This window comes from Brevibacterium litoralis, from assembly GCF_040212315.1.
Classification (GTDB): Bacteria; Actinomycetota; Actinomycetes; order Actinomycetales; family Brevibacteriaceae; genus Brevibacterium; species Brevibacterium litoralis.
Map to the genome: position 1 here is coordinate 1 of NZ_JBDIUY010000054.1, position 3,236 is coordinate 3,236.

At 67.4% G+C, this 3,236-nt stretch carries 3 protein-coding genes; all 3 read left to right on the top strand.

From position 1 onward, the window contains the following. Positions 1-32 precede the first annotated feature (32 nt). A complete protein-coding gene (pstC, locus tag AAD496_RS14820; RefSeq protein WP_349829656.1) occupies positions 33-929 on the top strand; it encodes a phosphate ABC transporter permease subunit PstC in 897 nt (298 codons plus the stop codon). A gap of 4 nt (positions 930-933) precedes the next feature. Beyond that, positions 934-2,187, top strand: coding sequence for a phosphate ABC transporter permease PstA (gene pstA, locus AAD496_RS14825; RefSeq protein WP_349829654.1), 1,254 nt, complete (start codon positions 934-936; stop codon positions 2,185-2,187). Positions 2,188-2,341: 154 nt separating this feature from the next. Next, entirely contained in the window at positions 2,342-3,121 is a 780-nt protein-coding gene (gene pstB / locus AAD496_RS14830; RefSeq protein ID WP_349829657.1) for a phosphate ABC transporter ATP-binding protein PstB, read from the top strand. Positions 3,122-3,236: the final 115 nt, after the last annotated feature.

The window sequence follows — 3,236 nt, forward strand, 5'->3', positions numbered from 1 at the left end:
CGCCCGCCGCTCCTCCCAAACCCGTCGTCCGCATGGGCGACCGGATCTTCTCCGGCGCGACCCTGTCCGCCGGCGTCCTGATCCTCGTCATCCTCGCCGGCGTGGCAGGCTTCCTGCTGTTCCAATCCAAGGACGTGCTGCAGGCCCAGTTCACCGACCCCACGGCGATCAGCCGCGACGGGTTCTTCCGGTACGTGTGGCCACTCGTCATCGGCACGCTCGTGTCCGCGGCGATCGCTCTCCTCATCGCCACACCCTTCGCCATGGGCATCGCCCTGTTCACCTCGCACATGGCGCCCCGGCGGATGGCCCCCGTCCTCGGCTACGTCATCGACCTGCTCGCCGCGATCCCCTCGGTCGTCTACGGTCTCTGGGGTCTGGCACTCGCGGGCAACCTCGTCCCGGTGTTCGCGTGGCTCGCCCAGTACCTGGGCTGGATCCCGCTCTTCGCCGCCGACGACAACGGCGTGGTCTCGCAGACGGGCCGTACGATCCTCACCGCCAGCTTCGTCCTGGCGATCATGATCCTGCCGATCATCACGTCCCTCACGCGCGAGGTCTTCCTCCAGACCCCCCGTCTCCAGGAGGAGGCCGCCCTGGCGCTGGGCGCCACCCGGTGGGAGATGATCCGCATGGCGGTCCTGCCCTTCGGCGCCTCGGGTATCGCCTCGGCGATCATGCTCGGGCTCGGCCGCGCCCTCGGTGAGACGATGGCCGTCGCCATGATCCTGTCCTCCGGTGCGCTCACGGCCTCGCTGCTCGTCACCGGCAACCAGACGATCGCCTCGGAGATCGCGCAGAACTTCCCGGAGGCCGCCGGCCTGCGCCTGTCGGAGCTCATCTCGATCGGCCTCGTCCTGTTCGTCATCACCCTGCTGGTGAACATGGCCGCACGCGCGATCGTCGCCAAGACCTCGGTGAAGGGCTGAGACCATGTCGACCACCGGAACGAACAACGCAGCGACCACGAGCACGGAGTCGGACATGACCACGCAGCAGACCTCCCCGGCCACCGGTGCCGCCGGCGGGAAGGACCCACAGTCGGGCGTCTCGGCGTCGGCTCCGACCAGGCAGAAGAGTTCACTCACGGCCGCCCAGTTGCCCAAGTGGGCTCCCTGGGCCGTCGCCGGTGCCTCCGTCGTCGCGGCGATCGTCATCGGCATGCTCGCGACCGGCGGGTTCAACGTCCCGCTCATCGCCTTCCTGGCCGGTGTCGTCAACCTCATCGCGATCCTCGCCTGGTCCACCGGCGTCGAGGGCACGCGGAAGGCCACCAACCGCGTCGCGACGACCCTGGTGACCAGCTCCTTCGCGATCGCATGTATCCCGCTGATCTCGCTGCTGTGGCTCACCGTGAGCAAGGGCCTGCCGGTCATCATGGAGGCACCGAGCGTCCTCAACCGCACGATGCTCGGCATGATGGGCAGCCTCGACCAGCAGTACCTGGCCGGCGAGATGACGCTCGCCGGTGGCTTCTACCATGCGATCATCGGCACCGTCCTCATCACCCTCATCGCCTCCGCGATCTCGATCCCGATCGGTCTGCTCACCGCCGTCTACCTCGTCGAGTACGGCAAGAAGGGCAAGCTGGCCAAGGGCATCACCTTCCTCGTCGACGTGATGACGGGTATCCCGTCGATCGTCGCCGGTCTGTTCGCCTTCGCGCTGTTCACCACGATCCTCAACATGATCAACCCGCAGTTGTCGGCGAACGCGAAGACCGGCTTCACCGCCGCCGTCGCGCTCTCGGTGCTCATGATCCCGGTCGTCGTCCGCAACGCGGAGGAGATCCTCCGCCTGGTCCCCGACGACCTGCGCGAGGCTTCCTACGCCCTCGGTGTGCCCAAGTGGAAGACGATCACCAAGATCGTGCTGCCCACCTCGATCTCCGGCATCCTCTCCGGTATCACCATCGCGATCGCCCGTGTCATCGGTGAGACCGCCCCGATCATGGTGACCGCCGGGTTCGCCAAGAACCTCAACTGGAACCCCTTCGACGGGTGGATGTCGTCCCTGCCCACGTACATCTACGACTCCGCCATGCGCCCGATCTCCCCGGGTGAGGCCGCCGTCGTGAGTGAGGACCGTGCCTGGGCCGCCGCGCTCGTGCTCGTCGTCATCGTCATGGTGCTCAACCTGGGTGCCCGGATCATCGCCAAGGTCCTCGCCCCGAAGGCAGGTCGCTGACATGACCGATCAGACGTCCACCGATCTCGGCGGCTCCGACCTCCTGGAGCCGACCACCCGCACCCCGGCGGCCCCGCGGGGTCTCGCCGCCCACGCACGCACGACCCCCAGGACCGGACCGGTCGGCTCGACCGTCCCGAGAGGAAAGAAGAACATGGCCAAGCAGATCGACATCAACGATCTCAACATCTTCTACGGCGACTTCCGTGCCGTCGAGGGTGTGAGCATGACGATCGAACCGAAGTCGGTCACCGCCTTCATCGGTCCTTCCGGCTGCGGCAAGTCCACCGTGCTCCGCACGCTCAACCGCATGCACGAGGTCATCCCGAACGCCTCCGTCCAGGGCCAGGTGCTCATGGACGGCGAGGACATCTACGGCCCCGGCGTCGACCCCGTCGCCGTGCGGTCCGAGGTCGGCATGGTCTTCCAGCGCGCCAACCCGTTCCCCACGATGTCCATCAAGGAGAACGTGCTCGCCGGCGTGCGCCTGAACAACAAGCGCCTGTCGAAGTCCGAGGCCGACGACCTGGCCGAGAAGTCCCTGCGCGGCGCCAACCTGTGGAACGAGGTGAAGGACCGCCTGGACAAGCCCGGTAACGGCTTGTCCGGTGGTCAGCAGCAGCGCCTGTGCATCGCCCGCGCGATCGCCGTGCAGCCCTCCGTCCTCCTCATGGACGAGCCCTGCTCCGCTCTCGACCCGATCTCGACGCTCGCCATCGAGGACCTCGTCCAGGAGCTCAAGCAGGACTTCACCGTCGTCATCGTCACGCACAACATGCAGCAGGCGGCCCGGGTGTCCGACAAGACGGCCTTCTTCAACATCGCCGGCACCGGCAAGCCCGGCAAGCTCATCGAGTACGACGACACGGACACGATCTTCTCGAACCCCTCCGTCGAGGACACGCAGAACTACGTCTCCGGTCGCTTCGGCTGATCCCGCGTGCGGGGGTCCCCCGCGCCCGAGGTGCCCTGTCCTTCTCGTGTAGAGGTGACGGGCGGGCGGCGGGGAACCCCTCCCGCCCACGACGACGAACCCCCGACCTCCGCAA